Origin of the sequence: Halorussus litoreus (assembly GCF_003382685.1) — an archaeon.
In the GTDB taxonomy this organism is placed as follows: domain Archaea; phylum Halobacteriota; class Halobacteria; order Halobacteriales; family Haladaptataceae; genus Halorussus; species Halorussus litoreus.
The window spans coordinates 69,060-87,838 of record NZ_QLVG01000032.1 but is presented as its reverse complement, the minus strand read 5'-3'; the positions used below and the strand labels follow the sequence as shown (position 1 = coordinate 87,838).

Genomic DNA, 18,779 nt, shown 5'->3' with positions numbered 1-18,779 from the left:
AGAGGTTCGACTGATCACTCTCGGACGATTGTTCTACCTCCGGACGGTCGTCGACGCCGAACTCACTCGCCTCGGGCCGATCGAGCCGTGAATCACGGTCGCGGTGGTCCACGTCCGCACCGAAGTCCTCGAGGGAGGTTTCGACGCTCGTCCCGGTCACTTCGAGCTGGCCATCGTCTCCGAAGGCGGTCTGCTGTTGAATCTCGATTTCCGGTCGATTGCTCATGTGAATTGAGCCTCCACCCACTGGAGGCTCCGAAAAACTTCCACGAGCGTTGTCTCAGCCCTCTTCTTTGCGGAGTTCGCTGGCTCTGTGTTCGAGACGCCGGAGAATCTGGACCCGATTCTGGTGGGTGTTCTCGTAGGCAACGCAGGCCCGCAGCGTCTCCATGTCGTGAATCGTCACGATGCCGGCGTTGAGAAGTCCCGTATTCGATGGTTCGAGACGCTGTTCCGGTGATAGGCCGCTCGATTCCGTGGATTGCTCTGAGGAGTTGCTCACTGAGTGTCGCCTCCGCTCCTGCTGAGGCGACGAAAAAACAGCGCCGGACTGAGAATGTCAGAGAGTAGTTTGTGCATCCTCGTTTCGCGTCGTGTGGCGAATAGGCTGAACGCTCAGTACAGGTAGTACACTTATCGCTCGGTACAAGCTAAATATATAATGGATGGCGAGCGTAGGACTTGATATGGCTGACTCCGACAACCTCACTGAATCCGAAATTCGGCGTGCCGTGAGGGAGGAGATGTCAAGAGCGGGACGGTCAGTTCTCTCAACTGTCTTTTGGACGATACTGGCAGCATTCACGATCCTCGTTGGCCTTCAAGCGGTTCAAATGGCATTCTACACAACTGGTTTGGCTGTTGTGGCCTTTGCAGCGGTCGGTATACTCGTTACGGGCGCTAGCATCTATCTCCTTTATCTCCTTCACTGGGCCTAGCAATAGCTGATACTACGATTTTTGAATCGACTCGCCCCATTCGCACACACATTGAACAGATAGTTCAGTCAAAACGAGTCGAAATTTGTGGCCTGCCAAATCGTTTTGTGAGACCCGCTAGACTGCTTACTCGTCTTCTTCCTCGGGTTGGATTTGGCGGGCGTCCTCGGCGAGTTTGTAAACGTACGCTCGAAGGATCTCCATGTCCTCTCGGGCGTCTTCGAGCGTTTTCGCTTTCACCTTGGCTTTGATCTGGTCTTCATCTCGTGTCCCGGTTCCGCGCTTGAGCTTCACGGTCAGCGAGACACCGACGTCGCTGCGTTCGACGTATTCCGTTGGTGACGGCCGCTCACTGTTCTCTATCGATTCGACATCCGCACGAGACGGCTGGTTGTGTTCCGACATATGTTACTCTCAGTGATTGGTGCTCAGATAGACGGTGCGGCCGCTTCGTCGGATGTCTCGCGAAGGACTGCGTCGATGTCACTGCCGGTGAGTCGCCAGCGCCCGCCGGGACCAGTGCAATCCAACTGGCTTACGACCTGGTTTTTGAACTCCGTGTATTGCGCTAGCGCAACCTCCTCGTCGTCGGAGTAATCGAGCAGGAGCGCGAGCGCGAGTTGTGCCGGGCCACTGCCCCCGTATCCCCATTCGAAGCCAGAGGGACTGTGACTCGCCAACTCGAGACTCCGATTTGGAGTGAGCTGTTCCTGACCGGGCTGTTTCTCCACGATGGCGCGGCCTCGCTGTCGATAGCCGACGTAGACGACGTCACGGTCACTTCTCGGGCGTGTCTGTTCGACTGATTGTGAGTCGATAGTTCCACTCATCGTTCTATTCGAGGTGTGCTCGTTCGAGCACCCCCGCACCCCTCAGGGGGCGAAAAAAATGCTCTGCGGTCACTGCACCACGGAGCAGCTGGCCGGTTTGTTCCCTCAGAAGTGGATGTCCGCCGGCACAATCCAGAGATCGTCACTCTCGTCGAGAATTCGCTCCAACTGGCCTCGATGCCGGATGCCGCTGCCATGTTCGTCATACAGGCAGACCGAAGGCCCGTCGTACGCACCGACCTGGTGGAATGCGTGCCGGGCGAGGTCCGCATCGCGCATGATCTCCTCGTCGCTGTGTTCGTCGAGTGCCTCCTTCACCCGGTCGAGATTCCGCTGAAACTCCTCTTTCGTGGCTTCCCAGCCGCGTTCGAGCAGCTCCTCGCCCTCATCGGATTCCACAGAAGCTGCAACCGGGAGATCACCCCAACGGGCCGTTCCAGCGACCGTCGTGTCCTCCTCGTCAAAGCACACGTAGTAATCGAAGACAGCACCTGCGTGTGGCACGGCGCCGACGAGTCGATCGAACACCGTCTTTCCGGTGGCGAGCGCATCATCTCGTGTCGATGCCTCAACTAGCGTGTAAATGACCATGTGCATCGGTTGTCACCTCGGTCTGCCGACGCACGCGACTCCGCTCCGCATCACTGCTTGGTGCGCCGGCACCCATCGCCGGCGCTCGATAAACACCGCCGGAATACGCGCTCGCTAGGCGTCGTCTCGTTCCGACCCAGTGATCTCCTCGACGGTGATCGTCAGGTCACCGGTTTCGTAGTCGGCGTCGAAATCGACCGCGAACGCCGCCGATTCGTACGCTGCGTGGTAGGCGCGGTGGAGTGCGAGTGTTCCAGTCGCTTTGAAGTGGAAGAACGCGGCTGCCGTGTACGGTTTGCTCGCGGTTTCGATCTGCGATTCGACCGATGCTTGCAGCGCGATCTGCGGCGTATCGGTGTCGATCCCGGCGGCAAAGGCCCGAGCTTCGTCGACGCTCGCTTGCGAATGCTCGGGCGTCTCGCCAGTAAGAACATTCACCGGGGTCTCTGTCTCCTCGGTGAACAGGACGTCTTCGAACGTCTGCGTACCGAGGATTGCCTCGGGGCCTAGCTCACAGTCCTCGAACGAGTCGTCAGTAGATTGCTCGGACATGGTATCACGAAGCCCCACGTGGGGCTCAGTCCGTCAGCCCCCGATAAACGACTCCTCTTCACCTGCCAAGGGATGATCACCAGTTATTCGCCGATCGGGTCGAGTCCGGTCAGATCGGCGTGAAGGACCTCACCATTGCGGATGACGTACCGCTTGGCGAGGACCGGAAATCGACACTTCGTATACCCGGCCGTCTGGATGTCGAGTTCCTGGTCGCCATCGATGTACTCCGCGAGCTGCCGGAGGAACTCGTGGGTCACGATCCCACCGTCATAATCGGGGAGACCGTTCTCACGCGCTTCGTACACCTCGAAGCTATCGTAGCCCCAGATGATGAGTTCGCCCTCCTCGTCTACCTCCCAGTTGAGGGTCCCGAAGCAATAGCTCTCACAGAGCTGACGGACTGCTTGTGCGTCCGATACAATCGTGCCGGTTGACGTCGTCGCTGCTTGGAGTGTTGCCATAGGTTGTACTCGAGGGCGCTTTCCTACCCCCGCACTCCTCAGGGGGTAACAAACGTACTGCGGTTACTGGGTTCTGGAACGGGACGGTGGATGATTCGCTCCTCTCGAATGTGCGGAAAGCGTTTAGAAGACCTCCCAAGCAAGTACACGCACGTATCGAGATCTGTTGTGATACCGGCCTTCGGTCTATTGGCCTACGTTCCGAGGGGCAGATATGGGCCTAGAACACTCGCTGAACGAAGCCATCTACACCCTCTTTTCGTGGGTGCGGGGCAACCGTACTCGGGATAGAGACAAGCTCATGGAACAGATCAATCACTCATTTGTGAATGTGCGACGTTGAGTTGATTGCCCAGTTTCTGAAAGCGTGAGAAGGCCGAACGCAGAGATGCCGAGAGCGAGGGCAGCGAGACCGGCGATGAGGAGCGTATCGGTGTAGCCCACAATTGAGGCAACAGCAACGAACACTGGCGGGCCGAGGGTCGTTCCGAACTGAAGCACGCTCGTTCGGATACTCATGATTCCGCCGCGGAACGCATCGGGCGCGAGTGTATTCAGTGCTGTATCGGTGATCGGTTCCGCGAATCCCTGCCCGATACCGAAAAGGAACAGTGCGCCGGCAAGGACGGTGATCGAGTGGGCGAGTGCAGCGAGCGTCATCCCGATACCGTAGGTCACAAAACCGAGTGTGATGAGCCGCGGGGGTGAGAGATGGCGCATGAGACGGGACGACTGTGAGGACGTCACCCCCATCGTCACCGCTGGGAGTCCGAGCAACAGCCCGATCATCCCAGAAGAAAGGCCGTAGGATTCGTCGAGAATGAACGGGACGACCGTGAGCTGTGCGCCATAGAGAACAAAGAAAATGCCGAAAATAGCGACGTACAACCCGAGAGCCGTCCGTGTTGGGACCGATTGAGCTGCGTTAACGACGTACGACAGTCCGGACGAATCCATGCTACTCTCGGGTTCAGGGAGAATCGCAGAGCCGGCAACGGCGACGACAATACCGAGTGCGAAACAGACGAACGGCGCGGCCCACGAGAGCAGCGCAAGGCCACCGCCCAGTAAGGGGTAGCCAGCCGCGCCGATGGCGAGGATTGCCGCGTTCAGTCCAATGAGACGACTCTGCTGTTCCCCCGAGAACAGGTCACCGAGCAGCGTCACGGTGAGACTCATGATGGCACTGCCAGCGGTTCCCTGCACGACGCGGAGACCGAGAAGCGTTGTGAATTCGTCGACAAACACGACTGCAATGCCACTCACGCCAAACAAGAATAGCGAAGGGACGAGCACACGTTTGCGACCAACGCGGTCGGCGATGAGACCGATGAACGGTGTGAGAACGATACCGGGCAAGGTAAATGCCGAGATGAGGAGACTCGCTTGACTCGCCGAGATGTTCCATGCTGCTTGAATCGTCGGCAGTGCTGGGCTGATGAGGGAGACGCCCATCACACTCACGAGCGTACTCGCAAAGATGATGAGGACTGTCTGTGATTGCTGGATGTCTGTGAGTGGGTTGGATAGAGCTGTTCTCATGGATGTTGTCGTTCGAAATTCGCTTGCCGATACTACATCGAATAGCGCTGTGTACGGTAGTGGGGCGTGAGTGAGATACCGCCGAGGCAACGGTCAGCGTTATCCGGTCCACAATCAGCGTACTGGCGGGCCGACAGAAACCGCGTGCCAACGCAGTTGCATACTCGATACACCGTACGTTCTCCAAAATGGGTCAGACTGAGTTTCAAACTTACGTACTCGCCTTCGTAGTCGCGGAGCTGTCTTCACCTGCGTTCGAGATAAAGTGAGTACATGATGATAGCCAATCCTATCGCAACAAGGACGCTATTGATTAGAATGCCCAATTCGAGTGAGACGGAGAGGATTTGATGTGCAATTCCTGCGAGCAGCGCGCCGAACGTGATAACACCGAACCCGATCCCGAGCGCTCGCAGTGAGGGCGTGCCTGTTCGTCGATACGCCTTGTACGCGATATACGTGATACCGCTCCCCAACAGCAGGATCACCGTCTTCACGACGACAATGGCCGGTCCTGTCCACATCATAACTCATCCCCCATCTTCGACCAAATATCTTCGAGGCGTTCGTCGGGGCTCCGTGGTGGGCGTTTCACGGCTACCGACAAGTCGTCTTCGTCGTCCATAGAGATGGTCACATCGTCGAAGTCTCGTTCGTATCGCGTAGTTCGACCCCCACCAGGATTGATTGTGTCCTGTTCGCGGACGAGGGAGGCTCGACTAAGGAGTTCTAGTTTCCGGTACAACGTCGATTTGGGTATGTCACAGGCGTCGATGAGTTCGTTCGCGGTCATGGGTTCAGCTGTTTCACGGAGGATAGCTCGACAGTTGGCGTCGTCCAGCGCATCAAGGACATTCTGCAACGATGGAGAGTCCTCAGATGACGCGGGATCGCTCACCATACTCTAATTTTGGACGGTATTGGGGATATGGCATCCGATTACAACTCAAACAATGGAGAGTGGACGTAGTCTGGAACAGAAATCGGCTCCTCGAGAGTATCAATCGCATCCATCTCAAATCTGTCTGACTCCATTCTCAGTGACCTCATAGCGTCCTCGGCCGCGTGAATGGATATATCCCTTCTCGTGTAGACGAGCACAGGTTTGATCCACCGTTATCGGATGGCGCTCAGCAGTTTTAGCGATCTCCATGACACCCAGTGGCGATTCCGCGATGAGTATTTCAAGGATCTCCCGTTCGGTTTCGCGAGTGAGTTCACTCATCACGTCCCTCGCTGAACTGGAGGCGTCCGAACCCTCTCGCATGGCTCCGCTGGATCGCTCTTCACGCATACAGTACTCCGAAGTTTAATTCGTTGACGTATGATGAGTGATGTATTTTTCTCATGCTACCAGTAGTTGGTAGTACGGTTCCTTATTCAGCTTTAGAAGTAAATCCAAATAGACAAGTTTGTTAAGTACGTCTGCGAATACAACGTAACTTGGTCACCCAACCTATCCGACGAAAACCATATTAACAGGCGAACGTAACCAATCGTATGGATGCACTCAGAAGGAAAATCGTGCGTGCAGATGATTTTCTGTGGCATCTGACCAACGTTGGCGTCGGGGTTGCTGTATTCGTTGCCACGCTCTTGTATGCCTCACCGGGAAGCCATTCTCTTGATGCGGTTGTATTCAGTATCGACCCGTTTTATTTGCTCGCCCCACTCTCAGTAGTGTACACCTGCTGGACAGGAATTGACCTCTGGAAATGGTATTCTGACTCTGAGAGTCAATAACGCTGTTCGACGCACGTCTTGTATTGAGCGGTCAATCACCGAAGATGATTGCGAAGTTGAGCGTGCGAATCTATTTAATCCGGCAGGCTCCAATAGAAGTTATGGTATGGCTGACTCAGGGGCTGGTTTCTCTGTTTTTCTTGGTGCTTATTGGCCAGTATGCGTATCGGGAAGCGAAAAGTGAGAACCGGTCGTCACCGAAGCTTCGAGGGATATTCTGGGTAGTGTTCGGTATTGTGGGGGCCGTCACCCATCTTGTTCATATCCAAGAACGAGCGTGGAAGCGGGTAGAATGGATGGGATTCTCGATACTACTCTTCGCGGTATGGGCCATCGGAACCTTCGGCATCTGGGGACTAAGCGGTGGTTTCCACCTCTGGGGCGGACTGTTCGCTGGGCTCTTCGTCCTGTATTGGCAATTCAGCCTCAAACAGGAAGGGAGGAGTTTAGATAGCGCGTCCTCCCGAAATACAACCGTGGAGTAGTTCACCTGTACTGAGCGAACGTTTCGGGAGGACGACCGAAGGCTAAGTAATTTTGAAAGATGAGCTACGGTCACGTGTTTACGACAGGACTGATTAGCTAGAAACATCCAACCGTTTATATATCGGTTTTCTCGTACTAGCGGTTAGTGAACAAAGGCGGCACCCATGCAGGCCCCATCGAGAGCCGCCACGACACGCCCATCCTCTATGCGGTCGCCGCCGGATACGTCTTCGAGAACCCTGACCCGCTGATTCACGGCGATGACCACTTCGACGATTCCCGCACGACGTACAACGTGGCGACGATGGCAAGAGCGTTCGTCTACCGCGAAATCGTCCCCGAACTCTCCTCATTCCACGACCTCGAAAGCCACCTACGGACGTACCGCTACGTCGCCCACAAGCTCGGCTTCGAGTGCGTCCCCGACCACGACACCTTCCGCCGGACGTGGCGACAGCGGTACACCGAGACCGTCCGCGAACGCATCATCGAATACGCGGAGTTCCTCGGAGAGGAACTTGCCGAACTGAACGCGCCCGAGTTCAGCGGTCTCCGACAGCGGTTCGAACGCGGCGGCGAGCCCGAACCGAAGCGTATCACGCCCGGCGAGAAGCAGGCGGCTATCAGCCACATCCGCCCGCTCATCTACGACGGACTCGACTTCGACCGTGCGGAGAACGCCAGCTACGAACGTACTGACCTGCTCGACCTCCAAGCCGAGGTCTCCCGCGAGCAGAACTACATCCAGAAGATGGTCGAACACAAATGGGAACGCGGAAAAGCCGCGCCGTGGCCGCGTACGTTCTTCAACGCTATTGAGAACCGCGACGCCGCCGATTGGGAGCAGATGTTCCGCCGCGTCTACGACCGCCAGTTGCAGGCCGCGAAGGGCGCAGGGATGCTTGACCGCCCCGTTCCCGTGTACATCGACGGGACGATTCGCCCCTACTACAAACGGAACGCAGAGCTTCCCGAGGGCGTACGCGGTGGAGAGCCGAAGAACGGGACGTACTACGGCTATCACCACTTCACCATCTCGGCGCACGCGAACGGGCGCTCAATCCTCATCGCCACGTACCAACTGACGCCCGAGGACACGTACACCGACGCCGTGAAGCATCTGATTCGGGAGGCCGAGAAGCACGTCACTATCGAGGATGTGGCGATGGACTCGGCGTTTCGCAAGACGGAGATGCTGAAGTGGCTCGACGACAGAGGCCACGAATTCACCGTTCAGTTACCCAAAAACGGAAAGAGCGTGAAGCTGGCCCTCGCGCGGATGCAGGGCCGCCACGACTACCACTCGAACTACCCGATTCAGTCTTCGGACAAGAAGACGCGGCTCGACCACCTGACGCTCGTTGCTGAGCCCAACTACGACGAGGTAGACGGCGACTTCGACTTCGAGCAGAACGCGACGGTCGGCCAACGTGGTCTCGACGACTACGGCGCTGGCCTCGACATGGAAAGCGTCTCACTTGACGACGTAGACAAACGGCTCTGGAAGGGGCGTCGCGCCTACCTGACGAACAAGGACGTGGAGAGCAAGGAGGATGCGAAGCGGGTCATTAAGCGGTATAACCAGCGGTGGACGATTGAGACGAAATACAGGGTCATCAAGCACGAATTCCTCGCCAAGACAAACTCCCGAGACTTCTCCGTACGGACGTTCTTCTGGCTGTTCGCGTGTATGCTCTATAATGCATGGGTGTTGTTGGACGTATTTCTGCGGGCGGATTTCCCCGACCTCGCGCCGCCAGACCGCCCGGTGATGAACGCGTGGTCGTTCGCTCGCCAGTTCTTCGAGGTCGAGTACGGATAGGGCTCTCGGCGGGCCCGGCGATAGCACTGACTCGGTAGCGTAGCGTCTGCGACTTTTCTCTAATTTCGCTGATTCTCTCTGAGAAGAATTCCCGTCCATTCGTCGAGTTGATTCAGCGCCGACGAGCGGCTCAGTACAGGGGTTGGTTTCGGCAGGGACTGGTGCGTCACTTATCCAAACTTCGAAGTACTCCATAGTCACCGTTCTCTGCGTAGACTTCGAGCAGTTCTTGATAGCGATTCCGAATGGTTACCATACTCACGTGAGCAGCGTTACTCACCGTCTCCTGTGTCAACTGTTCATTCGTTAAGTGAGTCGCCGCGTAGAGCGCGGCCGCTGCAAGACCCGCAGGGCTCTTTCCGCTGTGAACAGCCTGCGCCTTTGCGGTAGTGAGTAGTTCACGGGCCTGTCGTGTCGCCTCATCGCTCACCTCGAGCGCCGACGCGAATTGAGGGATGTATTGGAGAGGATCTGCTGGTTCAATCTGCAACTCGAGTTCACGAGATACATACCGATATGCACGCTGAATGCGGATTTTTTCGACTCGGCTGACCTCAGCGAATTCAGACAAAGGACGTGGCGTTCCGTGTTGTCTGGCTGCTGCGTACAGAGCGGCTGTCGACATTCCTTCGATGGATCGGCCTGGAAGGAGGTTTTCGTCGACAGCCCGGCGGTAAAGGGCCCCAGCGGTTTCACGAACTGGTCTTGAGACACCGAGGGCGGATGCCATCCGACTGATTTCGCCGAGTGCTTGTTTGAGGTTCCGTTCGTGTGCATCCTTCGTTCGGAACCGCTCATCCCACGTTCGAAGTCGTTGCACTCGGGCACGCTTACGCTCCGAAATCGACTGTCCAGACGCATCCTTATTTTGCCAACCGATCGTCGTACTGAGTCCCTTGTCGTGCATGAGTTGCGTTGTTGGAGCCCCAACGCGACTTTTCTCGTCTCGTTCTTCACTATGAAATGCCCGCCATTCCGGACCGCGGTCAATAGCTGCTTCGTCGAGAATCAAGCCACACTCCTTACAAGTTGTCTCCCCGTGCTCATCATCGTGAACGACCCGACCATCACACTCCGGACATGATACTCTCGACTGGGACTCGGAGGTTGATTGCTGTTCACTTGTATGGTTGTCTTCGATGTTGAGTGTCGTGTTGGGCATGAGTACCAGATTCCAGATATCGTCTCTCGATCAATCTGAGTGGGTGTCTCTAGCGTAGCTGTGAGTCGACACTCCCAAGAATACCGGGCGGAATCCCAACATATGGGAATCCGGCAATCTGGTTTATTGAGCACAAACTAAGATTCGCGGTGTCGGAAATATAGTTGTCTCTGATTGGGGTACTAAGGTTACGAACCGACCAGCTAACAGCTGCGGGTGGAGCGTCACCCAGAAAAGTCGCTGTACGAAACCGCTCCCTGGTCGACGATCGTTTGACTCTCAGGGACGTCTCCGTCCGGCGGCATACTCCCCTCAGCGGGGCCTCCGGGCTCTCCAACCACGATGCGGCCGACCATGTCGAGGCTCTTGTGGGGGGTACAGTAGTAGTCGTGCGTACCTGCTGTCTCGAAAGTGTGTTCGAAGGTAGCACCTTGTTCGCTGAGTATCCCACTGTCGAACGCCTCGGCACCGTCCGGGATGCGCGTGACTGACGCCTGTCCATTCCCCTTCTTGTATGCTGTCGCAGAGTGGCTGCCGCTATCGATCTCGAACGTGATCGTTTCGCCGGATTCGACGAAGAGCCCGATCGGGTCGAAGTAATAGTCGCTTCCCTCCGTGACCATCAGAATTGTCGTTGTGTCTCCGTTCGATGGAGTATCCGTCTCACCGCTTTCGTCGGGGTTCGAGCTGCTACAGCCAGCGAGCCCGGTGAGACCTGCGGTTGCGGCGACTCCACCTGCTTTCAGGACCTGTCGACGTTCCATACCCGACCATTGGAACGCCACTGATAGACCACTTTGGCGGATTCCCACCGGTCGGGATTCCGCCGTCGACTGACTGTCACTGCGCACGAAGTTCTATACATGAGGGACCATCTTGGAGCGCCCGGGACCGGCCTATCGCGGCGTGAATTCATTGCGGCGACGGGCAGTACTGGCGCGCTGAGTCTCGCAGGGTGTGTAGCCCCGACTGGAAGAACTGAGACTCCGTCGCAGTCACTCTCAGGCGAGCATTCGTCGCCTGAGATTGAAAAGTGGCTTGCCGAAGTCCCTCGGCCAGGTGTCCTGGAACCAGTTGGGGAGAAGGACGGGAACCCCTATTACGAGGTTGAAATGCGCGAGATTGAGCAGAAGATTCATCCTAACCTTCCACCGACGACTGTCTGGGGGTACGACGGCCAATACCCGGGGCCGACGATCGAAGCACAGCAGGGCGAACCAGTCTATGTGCGCTGGATGAACAAGTTACCGAACGAACATCTCCTGCCGGTGGATGAGACGATTCACAGTAGCAAGATTCCCTACGACAGTACCGGAGTACGGGTCGTGACCCACCTTCACGGCGGGAACGTCGAGCACACGAGCGACGGCAAGCCGACAGCGTGGTTCACGCGGGACTTCGAGCAAACCGGCCCGAAGTTCAAGAAAAAAGACTACTACTACGTAAACGACCAGCCCCCGGCCACGCTCTGGTATCACGACCACTCGCTCGGAATTACTCGGTTGAACGTCTACGCCGGTCTTGCCGGACTCTATCTCCTCCGGAACGACCGAGAGGAGTCACTTGGTCTACCGTCGGGCGAGTACGAGATCCCACTGGTGCTCCAGGACCGCAGCTTCAACGACGACGGATCGTTGTTCTACCCGACCGCCCGCTCCGGGACGGACAGCGACTCGCCGAACCCCAACCCGAGCATCGTCTCGCAGTTCTTCGGTGACACGTCCGTCGTCAATGGGAAGGCTTGGCCTCGGCTTTCAGTCGACCCGAGGAAGTACCGATTTCGGATCCTCAATGGGTCGAACTGTCGGTTCTACAACCTCAAGCTGTTCGAGTACAACGAGTCGGACGGAACGACCGGAGCGGGCGGGCCGCCGTTCACCCTCGTCGGAAACGATGGTGGTCTGCTGGCCTCACCGGTCACGATCGAGGACCGTCTGGAGATCGGTACGGGCAAACGTGCCGATGTCGTCGTTGATTTCTCGGACTACGCCGGACAGACGCTCCTGGTGCACAACGACGCCGCGGCACCTTACCGTGGCCCGGACATTAATACCGGAGAACAACAGCCGCTACCGGACGTGATGCTTGTCGATGTCGCCGCCGATGACGTCGACGATCCGAGCCAGGTTCCGAGTACGTTGGCGGAAGTGCCAGAAATCCCCGTCGACTCGGTCGACGAGGAACGGTACCTCCCGATGACCATGAGTTCCGACGAGTACGGACGACCCTTGCACCTCTTGGGTTCGGAAGCGGAGTCATCGCCCCACAAACTGTACGATCCGGTTACTGAGGAGCCCACCCTCAACGACACGGAAATCTGGAGCTTCGCGAACCTGACGGGAATGTCTCACCCGATGCATATGCATCTCGTGCACTTCCAGGTGCTTGGGCGACAGCCGTACAGTGAGTACGACCCCGAGGCGGAGACGATCGATATCGAGTCGCTTGAACCCCCCGCACCGGAAGAAATGGGCTGGAACGACGTCGTCACGGCGAATCCGGGGGAGGTAACTCACGTGATCGTTCACTTCGGCGGGTTTGAGGGCCTATTCAACGACCAGACCGGCTGGTACATGTGGCACTGTCACATGCTCGAACACGAGGACCACGACATGATGCGGCCCTTCAGAGTACTGCCGTATTCTGGCGGTGATAACGATGACGGATCCTGAACGCGATCACGTACCGGAGGTCGATGTTCGGAACGACGTCGACATCGTCGCTGCTTGGAGTGTTGGCATGAGTTGTACCTGGGGACGTTCCCCTGCTCCTCACCTCCTTCAGGGGATAACAAACATATCCTGAGACGAACCAGGAAGAACCGCTCCTCGAGGGTCGTGTATCAGGATACTACGTGGCCGCCAACGTCCCCCGTGGCGGCTGGTCAAGTAAGGAGATTCACTTGCTCCAGGATTCTCATCGCTGCGTCGATTCGCTCCCGATTGGCGGGATCCAATTCATCGACGTCGATATCAATGAGATTGCTGAGCGTGCGGTGCATCCGATAACCAGGTGTGTTTCGTGGGTCCATGTGTACGCCTCCGCCGATTTTCGGCGTAGAACAACCTATTGTACGTGCGCAGGTCGTCGTCGCTTGGGTCACCAGAGCTCACTCGGCTGTACCTGAACCGATTTGTGGTCTGGAGACACGAGGACGCCGTCAGGCGGTACATAGCGAATGAATCACCGGTTCCATTGTGACTCTATTGCGGCTATTTTCAGCTGAGGTATCGTTCTCGGACTACGAGGAGAGACGGTAACACGGTGACACAGCTCACGAACGCGAAGACGATACTCAACCCAGTCACGAGGCCGAAGCGGTGGAGCGGCGGGGAGAGCGCGAGTGCGAGGACGCCAAAGCCCGCAGCCGTCGTCGCTGCACTCCCCAGCAACGCACCGCCAGTCCCTGTGACTGCCGCCACCAGCGACTCGTCGAGCGACGCTCGGCGCTCACGCTCGTCGACGAATCGTTCACCGAGGTGGATGCTGTAGTCGACGCCGAGCCCGATCGCCAAACTCGTGATGACGACAGTCTCGCTGTTGAACGGGATGTCGAGCAGTGCCATCGTGCCGAGCAACCACGCAAGCGCGAGGAGGACGGGGACGAGCACCACGACCGCGAGCCCTGGCGCGCGGTACCGCCACCAGTACAGGCCAAGGAGAAACGCCAGGATGACACCCAGCGTTACGGCGAATCCTTCGACGAGCGTCTCGAACAGGGCGCTCTGGACGACAGCAGTGATGATCGGCCCACCCGTCGCAACGGCTGTCACCGGTGCGTTCCCCTCGATGCCTGTGGCGACCTGCCGCACGTCGGTGGCGATCGATTGGGCGGCCGCGTCGGTCTGCACACCGACGAGTGACCTGGCTGTCGCATACGACCCGTTCTCGGTACGATAGAGGACTGTCGACGCCCGGTCGGGAGCGGCGCCGTACACGAGGTCGTAGACAGACGCGACGTCCTCGTCCGGGAGGCCATCACCATCCGAGTCTCGCGCGTCAATCGCGGCGGCGACCGTCTGATTCCCGGCGGCGACAGACCGGAGGACAGTCGCCGGACTCTCGACAGCGGCCGTGCCGTCCGACTGCATGGCGATCGTTCCATTTCGACTCGAATACTGAGACGTATTGTCGGTTGCAGTGAGCACTGCCGGCGCGGTCACGTTCCCGCGTATCAGTATCTGGGCCTCCGAACCCTGCCCGCGTTGACGGAAGTTGTCGCTCAGGTACGAGAGATCCTCTCGGACGTCGTACTCAGCGGGGGCGAACGGTTCCGGAAGCGACTCCATCCACTCTGGGGCATCCTCCGGCAGGAAATCCGCCTGATTGAACTCCGTATCCAGGCCCGTCGCACCGTAAGCACCTGCCGAAGCCAACAACAGTGAGACGACGAGAATAGCGATCGGTGCGCGTCGAGAGAGAGTCGCAGTACCCGAGAGCACACGGCGAATCGGCCCTGAGCCGACCCCGAACGCTGACTGCTGGCGGTCACGCCCGAGTCGAGCGAGGAGTCGTTCAACTTCGAGTTTGACGGCCGGGACGAGTGCCACGAAGACGACGAACATCGCGACGATGCCGACCGCGCTCAGGAGCGCGAAGTCCTGTATCGACCCGAGCGGGCTGACGTAGTTCGAGAAGAAGCCAATGCCGGTCGAGAACGCGGCAGCGGCCAGCGCAACGACGACACCGGCGACCCCCACCCGCATCGCAGTGGTCGGGTCACGTCGGCCATCGGACTGGGAATCGGCGTCGAGCTCCCCCGTTCGCGCCTCGCGATAGCGCATGACGACGTGGAGCGAGTAGTCGATACTCAGCCCGACGAGCAGGAACGGGACGGCGATGAGTATCGAACTGGACGGGATTCCGAGCCAGCCCTGGATACCCTGGAGCCACACCATCACTATGCCGATCCCGAACAGGCTGACGAGCACGTCGACCACGTCGCGGTACGCGATACCGAGGACGACGAGCAGGAGGACGAGAGCGACGGGGGTGATGATGAGGAAGCTGTCGCCGATGGCCTGCGAGGACGCCTCGTCGATGATGCCCTGTCCGAAGACGAACGCGTCGGCGTCGTCGAAGCGCTCGTCGACCAGGGAGGCGATAGCCACTTGCGCATCGGACGCCTCCTGGGGCGTTCCGCTAGCGCCGCCACTGTTGTCGGATTGGAAGACGAGTGTCAGTCTCGCGTCGGCGCTCGTTGCGCCGGGTTCGTAGTCCGACGGCAGGAATGTGGTCGGGTCACGGTCAGGGGCGGTCGAATCCGAATTGAGTAGTCGAGTGAGTAGTGCATCAACCTCCTCGTCTGAGCGTGATTCGAGCGCCTCGATCTGTTGGTCGAGTGTCGGCGCTGGTGGCTGCCCGTTCCGACCGGTGGAGGCTGTGTCGTTTGTCCCGCTCCCAGCCGTTCGGGCTTCGAAGTAGGCCGCAGTCGCCACGATGTTCTCGAGACCGCGGAGCCCCGACTCCGCTCGGAGCGTCGTATTGATGGCTTCGGTTTCCCGTATCTCCTGCTGGAGTCGGAGGCTCTGCAGTAACGACTCGCGGGTGAGGACGTCTCCACCTTCGTCTTTGACGACGATCTGTGTGACCACCGCATCGTCCGTTCCGTACGTCGATTCGATCTCCTCGAGTGCTACCTGTTCCTCGGAGTCGATGCCTGCCTGACCGATCGCACCGTCTTCACTGGTGCCGACCACCGCGCCAGCGCCGACGATCGCCGTGAGGACGAGCAACAGGACGATGATGAGTTTGCTCCGCGAGACGAGCGCGTCCGCGTATCGAGACGGCAAATTCCGTTTCATTGGTCACCGACACCGCTTCGTATTCGCGTGGGCTGTGGCGTTGAGGTTGGCTGACGGACTGGTGTATTCGACTCGTTCATTGTCACACTCTCCGTGTGTGCCTCATATGGAACGATGGAGGTCTCCCACAACGTGGGACAACCGCGAAGTTCGGTTACTCTCTGGAAACGATTTCGTAACTAGACAACTGAACAGGCCACTCTGAATGAAACAGACGGCGTGGGTGGGCTGGATGGAATAGTCTCTGAGTGGTTCCAACCGATCGAGTAGCCGCGGCTACTGACCGTAGAGTCCGTATATCATGACGAGGAAACCGCCACAAGCGATGAGGCTCTCAAAGAGCATTCCCTGGACGCTCGGAATGCCGAAGATGTGGTGGAGGATCCCGACCAGAAACGTCCCGATGGTGATGACCATGAGACCCACTGCGAAGTACTGGAGTCCCTCGATCTGCGTTCGTTGATAGGCTCGATACGCTAACAGGGAGACGATACCCCCGAGGACTAATGCAGCGATTTTGACGATGCCGAGCAGGATGATAATACTGTCCGTCATGATTCTTTCTTCATCTCGGACCAGAACGTCGCCATACGGTCCTCGGCATCCTCGTCTGGTCGTTCGACGGAGACGGTGAATTCGTCGTCGTCGATGCTGATCGAGATATCCGCGAAATCCCGTTCGTACAACGTGGCGTTCGGTCCGTCACGGCGGACTTCAGTGTACTCTTTGACGAGAGCGGCCTCACGGAGTCGCTCAAGTTTGCGATACACTGTCGAACTCGGCAACTCGCATTCGTTGCAGAGTGTGGTTGCGGATTTCGGCTCGGTCAATGTCGTGAGTATCGCTCTGCATTTACTGTCTTCGAGCGATTGAAGGACTGCTGAAACGGGCGGATCGTCGTCATCCGTCGAGGGATCCTGCACCATATTGGTGGCTGTCTGAGTCGCGTTCGACCGTGATGGGATGAGCGAGAGCCGGTTTGGGTCGATGAATTCCTCAGTCATTCGAATATCGCATTCTCCAGGTCGTCTCGACTCCGAGACGGGTACGCTGTCAGTTAGCTCTGTCTTACGACTATGGGTGTATAGGGGTATCGGGTGTTCCCAGATCGTTGGACTAGCAGAACGTCCGATACGTAGTTGGGTAGAGTCGATGCCGAATACTGGTCTGATCTCCGCCGCTCAGTCTCCAATCCCACATTCTGGGACACTTCCATCGTTGTTTATCTACTGCTGTCACAGATTTGGGTGAATGATGGCTAGATACCGTTACCGGCCGAAAGAACGAACCGAACTCACGATCCTCGAAGCTGGTGAATCTGTTGACGACAACGCGGATACTGGACAAAGATCGTGCCTGAGTATGGAGGGTCAGTAATGGCGACGATGCTCGACGTTGTTATGACTATCCACACTATTTTTGCTGCACTGTGGACCGGAGGTACACTCTTGGTTGCAGGCACTGTGCTCCCTGCAGCTCGTAGAGACTTGCTCGGAGAGGAGGCGTTGGCTCTTATCGGCCGTCGATTCTCGTATCTCACGATCGCCTCGGTGCTGCTACTGCTGTTCACCGGTGGGCATCTTGCAGGAACGCTCTACACCGCCGAATCCCTCCAATCGACCGGGCGGGGGCATCTCGTCCTGACAATGGTCGGCCTGTGGCTCGTCCTTCCAATAGTGCTCTACGGTGGCTTCCGTCAGCTAACCGGTCTTCCACCGGAACAATCGGCGGCAACTGCAGCGACGGAGGCGCGACCGTGGTTTCTGACTGCGAGTGTTGTTTCGATAGCACTCCTCATCGTCGCTGGGCTTCTCTGAACTGATTTCACCGTTCGCTATCGAGAGTCCATTTGAACGGGCAGACCTGGACGTATCTGGCATCACTAGCACGATTAAGCCTTCTCGGCAGGGTGTGGACCGTATCTAGGCGTTCCACACACCTGGCACTCCCATAGTGGCTGGCCGGTCCACTCATCGTCAGGGACGACTTCGAAATCGCGGAATCGATGTTCGGTTTTTCGGTCGCACTCTCGACACTCGAGGTGACCTCTGTTCGGGCTCTCGTGTCGCGGTCTCCCGGTACTGGAGTCGGTGACGGATCGCTGGAGTGCAATCGCCGGCACCAGCCAGACATCGTCGTCTGCGTCCTCACGAAGGGTCACAAGACGCTCCTCGTCGTGAATCCCACTCCCGCTTTCGTCATAGAGGAACGTCGCGCGCTCGCCGTCGTGACGCGACTGCGTTGTGCCTTGCCACGTAGTCCGCTCACGAGCTGCCGCGAGCAGCTGCTCGCCGCACTCCGATGAGACCCGTGCCGCCGAAGGAAGCGATGGCCACTGGTCGGCAAGCTGCGCTACAGGTTCCTCGTCGAGGTCGTCGATGAGCTGGCAGTCGTCGACCGCGGGGTCGGAAGCCGATTTCGCGAGAAGAGCGGCCGCAGTAGATCCCTTTGCCACGGCGCCGTAGAACGTCCGCGACTCGACGAAGACGTGGATGATGTGGAGGATATCACACTCCGAATCAGGGGTGTCCTGGCCATCGGTGACTGCATCGAGATGATTCGTGAGACAGAACCGGCATTTCGTCTGGCCAGCGGGGATCGATGTCCCACAGGAGGTACACTCGGCCGCAGTTGCTGTCGTGGGGTCTGGATAGCCTGTGTGGGCTTTACCTGTTCGTTGACGTCGGGGCTCTCCGTCACTACTGGTGGAGAGATTGTCGTCGGGGATATGCGTCGCTTCGCCAAGCGGCCGGAGCTCTTCGCAGTCAGAGTAACGTCCGGTCATAGAGTAGTCTGGTCGCAACATGCTTCGTCTTCATTTTTAAATGATTGCTCTTACGCCAAT

20 protein-coding genes are annotated in these 18,779 nt (G+C 57.9%); 4 read left to right on the top strand and 16 right to left on the bottom strand.

Annotated elements, in window-relative coordinates; genetic code table 11:
• On the bottom strand, positions 1-226 hold a 226-nt coding region (locus DPQ64_RS11890), incomplete at its 3' end, for a hypothetical protein (RefSeq protein ID WP_115864534.1).
• 54 nt (positions 227-280) lie between these two features.
• Complete coding sequence (locus DPQ64_RS11885) at positions 281-502, bottom strand: hypothetical protein (protein WP_049892641.1); 222 nt, start codon at positions 500-502, stop codon at positions 281-283.
• 184 nt (positions 503-686) lie between these two features.
• Between DPQ64_RS11885 and DPQ64_RS11880 the strand changes: the two genes are divergently transcribed.
• Complete coding sequence (locus DPQ64_RS11880; RefSeq protein WP_012289569.1) at positions 687-938, top strand: hypothetical protein; 252 nt, start codon at positions 687-689, stop codon at positions 936-938.
• 126 nt (positions 939-1,064) lie between these two features.
• Here DPQ64_RS11880 and DPQ64_RS11875 read toward each other — a convergent pair whose 3' ends face one another.
• From DPQ64_RS11875 to DPQ64_RS11840, 8 genes are all read right to left on the bottom strand, one after another.
• The gene (locus DPQ64_RS11875) at positions 1,065-1,343 is read right to left on the bottom strand and encodes a DUF7389 domain-containing protein (RefSeq protein WP_012289570.1); all 279 of its coding nucleotides are present in this window, start codon (positions 1,341-1,343) and stop codon (positions 1,065-1,067) included.
• Positions 1,344-1,366: 23 nt separating this feature from the next.
• Positions 1,367-1,768, bottom strand: coding sequence for a DUF6166 domain-containing protein (locus DPQ64_RS19620; RefSeq protein WP_115864533.1), 402 nt, complete (start codon positions 1,766-1,768; stop codon positions 1,367-1,369).
• A gap of 105 nt (positions 1,769-1,873) precedes the next feature.
• Positions 1,874-2,365, bottom strand: coding sequence for a hypothetical protein (locus tag DPQ64_RS11865; RefSeq protein ID WP_006186967.1), 492 nt, complete (start codon positions 2,363-2,365; stop codon positions 1,874-1,876).
• A gap of 108 nt (positions 2,366-2,473) precedes the next feature.
• Entirely contained in the window at positions 2,474-2,911 is a 438-nt protein-coding gene (locus DPQ64_RS11860; protein ID WP_006186968.1) for a hypothetical protein, read from the bottom strand.
• Between the two features lie 83 nt (positions 2,912-2,994).
• Entirely contained in the window at positions 2,995-3,375 is a 381-nt protein-coding gene (locus DPQ64_RS11855; RefSeq protein ID WP_050033547.1) for a hypothetical protein, read from the bottom strand.
• Positions 3,376-3,690: 315 nt separating this feature from the next.
• Entirely contained in the window at positions 3,691-4,917 is a 1,227-nt protein-coding gene (locus DPQ64_RS11850; RefSeq protein ID WP_012289573.1) for an MFS transporter, read from the bottom strand.
• A gap of 245 nt (positions 4,918-5,162) precedes the next feature.
• Positions 5,163-5,444, bottom strand: a complete 282-nt coding sequence (locus DPQ64_RS11845; RefSeq protein WP_049892643.1) for a DUF7521 family protein — start codon at positions 5,442-5,444, stop codon at positions 5,163-5,165.
• Positions 5,441-5,818: a winged helix-turn-helix domain-containing protein gene (locus DPQ64_RS11840; protein ID WP_012289575.1), complete on the bottom strand. Its 378-nt coding sequence runs from the start codon at positions 5,816-5,818 to the stop codon at positions 5,441-5,443. Before DPQ64_RS11840 ends, DPQ64_RS11845 begins: the two co-directional genes overlap by 4 nt.
• A gap of 1,473 nt (positions 5,819-7,291) precedes the next feature.
• Here DPQ64_RS11840 and DPQ64_RS11820 point away from each other — a divergent pair.
• Positions 7,292-8,968, top strand: a complete 1,677-nt coding sequence (locus DPQ64_RS11820; RefSeq protein WP_115864531.1) for a transposase — start codon at positions 7,292-7,294, stop codon at positions 8,966-8,968.
• A gap of 166 nt (positions 8,969-9,134) precedes the next feature.
• Here DPQ64_RS11820 and DPQ64_RS11815 read toward each other — a convergent pair whose 3' ends face one another.
• Together DPQ64_RS11815 and DPQ64_RS11810 are read right to left on the bottom strand one after the other, a co-directional pair.
• Entirely contained in the window at positions 9,135-10,130 is a 996-nt protein-coding gene (locus DPQ64_RS11815; protein ID WP_115864530.1) for a transcription initiation factor IIB, read from the bottom strand.
• Positions 10,131-10,354: 224 nt separating this feature from the next.
• The gene (locus tag DPQ64_RS11810) at positions 10,355-10,894 is read right to left on the bottom strand and encodes a plastocyanin/azurin family copper-binding protein (RefSeq protein WP_115864529.1); all 540 of its coding nucleotides are present in this window, start codon (positions 10,892-10,894) and stop codon (positions 10,355-10,357) included.
• Between the two features lie 99 nt (positions 10,895-10,993).
• Here DPQ64_RS11810 and DPQ64_RS11805 point away from each other — a divergent pair, with 99 nt between their 5' ends.
• Positions 10,994-12,802 carry a multicopper oxidase family protein gene (locus DPQ64_RS11805; RefSeq protein ID WP_115864528.1) on the top strand — a complete coding sequence of 603 codons (1,809 nt, stop codon included), beginning with the start codon at positions 10,994-10,996 and terminating at the stop codon, positions 12,800-12,802.
• A gap of 546 nt (positions 12,803-13,348) precedes the next feature.
• On the opposite strand, the gene DPQ64_RS11800 is transcribed toward DPQ64_RS11805, so the two are convergent.
• The 3 genes from DPQ64_RS11800 to DPQ64_RS11790 all read right to left on the bottom strand — a co-directional run bounded on the left by DPQ64_RS11800 (position 13,349) and on the right by DPQ64_RS11790 (position 16,938).
• Positions 13,349-15,934: an efflux RND transporter permease subunit gene (locus DPQ64_RS11800; RefSeq protein WP_115864527.1), complete on the bottom strand. Its 2,586-nt coding sequence runs from the start codon at positions 15,932-15,934 to the stop codon at positions 13,349-13,351.
• Between the two features lie 276 nt (positions 15,935-16,210).
• Positions 16,211-16,489, bottom strand: coding sequence for a DUF7521 family protein (locus DPQ64_RS11795; protein WP_098727616.1), 279 nt, complete (start codon positions 16,487-16,489; stop codon positions 16,211-16,213).
• A complete protein-coding gene (locus DPQ64_RS11790; protein ID WP_098727617.1) occupies positions 16,486-16,938 on the bottom strand; it encodes a winged helix-turn-helix domain-containing protein in 453 nt (150 codons plus the stop codon). Before DPQ64_RS11790 ends, DPQ64_RS11795 begins: the two co-directional genes overlap by 4 nt.
• 372 nt (positions 16,939-17,310) lie before the next feature.
• Between DPQ64_RS11790 and DPQ64_RS11785 the strand changes: the two genes are divergently transcribed.
• Positions 17,311-17,751: a CopD family protein gene (locus DPQ64_RS11785; protein ID WP_115864526.1), complete on the top strand. Its 441-nt coding sequence runs from the start codon at positions 17,311-17,313 to the stop codon at positions 17,749-17,751.
• 74 nt (positions 17,752-17,825) lie between these two features.
• On the opposite strand, the gene DPQ64_RS11780 is transcribed toward DPQ64_RS11785, so the two are convergent.
• A complete protein-coding gene (locus DPQ64_RS11780) occupies positions 17,826-18,719 on the bottom strand; it encodes a biosurfactant protein 1 (RefSeq protein ID WP_198662112.1) in 894 nt (297 codons plus the stop codon).
• Positions 18,720-18,779: the final 60 nt, after the last annotated feature.

What these genes read in the sequence shown, in the direction of transcription:
- DPQ64_RS11880 (WP_012289569.1), top strand. Translation starts at nt 687, where the DNA reads ATGGCTGACTCCGACAACCTCACTGAATCCGAAATTCGGCGTGCCGTG.
- DPQ64_RS11875 (WP_012289570.1), bottom strand. Translation starts at nt 1,343, where the DNA reads ATGTCGGAACACAACCAGCCGTCTCGTGCGGATGTCGAATCGATAGAG.
- DPQ64_RS19620 (WP_115864533.1), bottom strand. Translation starts at nt 1,768, where the DNA reads ATGAGTGGAACTATCGACTCACAATCAGTCGAACAGACACGCCCGAGA.
- DPQ64_RS11865 (WP_006186967.1), bottom strand. Translation starts at nt 2,365, where the DNA reads ATGCACATGGTCATTTACACGCTAGTTGAGGCATCGACACGAGATGAT.
- DPQ64_RS11860 (WP_006186968.1), bottom strand. Translation starts at nt 2,911, where the DNA reads ATGTCCGAGCAATCTACTGACGACTCGTTCGAGGACTGTGAGCTAGGC.
- DPQ64_RS11855 (WP_050033547.1), bottom strand. Translation starts at nt 3,375, where the DNA reads ATGGCAACACTCCAAGCAGCGACGACGTCAACCGGCACGATTGTATCG.
- DPQ64_RS11850 (WP_012289573.1), bottom strand. Translation starts at nt 4,917, where the DNA reads ATGAGAACAGCTCTATCCAACCCACTCACAGACATCCAGCAATCACAG.
- DPQ64_RS11845 (WP_049892643.1), bottom strand. Translation starts at nt 5,444, where the DNA reads ATGATGTGGACAGGACCGGCCATTGTCGTCGTGAAGACGGTGATCCTG.
- DPQ64_RS11840 (WP_012289575.1), bottom strand. Translation starts at nt 5,818, where the DNA reads ATGGTGAGCGATCCCGCGTCATCTGAGGACTCTCCATCGTTGCAGAAT.
- DPQ64_RS11815 (WP_115864530.1), bottom strand. Translation starts at nt 10,130, where the DNA reads ATGCCCAACACGACACTCAACATCGAAGACAACCATACAAGTGAACAG.
- DPQ64_RS11810 (WP_115864529.1), bottom strand. Translation starts at nt 10,894, where the DNA reads ATGGAACGTCGACAGGTCCTGAAAGCAGGTGGAGTCGCCGCAACCGCA.
- DPQ64_RS11805 (WP_115864528.1), top strand. Translation starts at nt 10,994, where the DNA reads ATGAGGGACCATCTTGGAGCGCCCGGGACCGGCCTATCGCGGCGTGAA.
- DPQ64_RS11800 (WP_115864527.1), bottom strand. Translation starts at nt 15,934, where the DNA reads ATGAAACGGAATTTGCCGTCTCGATACGCGGACGCGCTCGTCTCGCGG.
- DPQ64_RS11795 (WP_098727616.1), bottom strand. Translation starts at nt 16,489, where the DNA reads ATGACGGACAGTATTATCATCCTGCTCGGCATCGTCAAAATCGCTGCA.
- DPQ64_RS11790 (WP_098727617.1), bottom strand. Translation starts at nt 16,938, where the DNA reads ATGACTGAGGAATTCATCGACCCAAACCGGCTCTCGCTCATCCCATCA.
- DPQ64_RS11785 (WP_115864526.1), top strand. Translation starts at nt 17,311, where the DNA reads ATGGCGACGATGCTCGACGTTGTTATGACTATCCACACTATTTTTGCT.
- DPQ64_RS11780 (WP_198662112.1), bottom strand. Translation starts at nt 18,719, where the DNA reads ATGACCGGACGTTACTCTGACTGCGAAGAGCTCCGGCCGCTTGGCGAA.